Here is a 559-nt window from a genome sequence, read left to right on the forward strand (position 1 = left end):
GGATCGCCAGGTTCTCCAGGCGTGCGGCAACCCGCAACTCGACGGCGCGCGCGCTTCGCCGAGGGGTGTTTTCCGACAGTTCGGTAGCGGTCATCGGGCCTCCCGGCAGACTGACATTACTCCCGCCCAGACCCGCTCAGAGCGGTGGGACCAGCCCACTGTCCTCCTAATACCCGCCGGGAGCCAGACCGGAAAATCCCCGCGGTGCGAGTCCAACAATGCACTGGATATTAGTCAAGTTCTCAGTGTATTATCAGCGAACCCTTTTCAGTATCACAGAAGGAGGCGGTAGTGAACGCCACTCTTCGTCCGTATACCACCACCGGTGTCGCGCTGGTCGGCGCCGCCATGATCGCCGTCACCCCGGTGGCCGCGAAGCTACCCAGCCTGCCAGACGCGCACGTTGCGACGGTGGAGCTCACCGGCCTGGAAGACTTGAGCCCCGACTTCGGGCAGCTCCTCGAAAACTTCCTGCTGGCGCCCGGGGTGGGAACCCAGCAGGGGATCGTCGACCTGGTCGACAATCTCAAGACCTTGGACTTCTCCGGCCTGCTCACCA

The 559-nt window shown here is 63.3% G+C and carries 1 pseudogene; it reads left to right on the plus strand.

Annotation, left to right across the window (positions count from 1 at the left end):
• Window positions 1-291: 291 nt before the first annotated feature.
• Window positions 292-559 (plus strand): annotated as a pseudogene (locus tag F6Q13_RS19935) (hypothetical protein); the annotation flags it as partial.

It is taken from the genome of Mycobacterium sp., assembly GCF_008709575.1.
In the GTDB taxonomy this organism is placed as follows: domain Bacteria; phylum Actinomycetota; class Actinomycetes; order Mycobacteriales; family Mycobacteriaceae; genus Mycobacterium.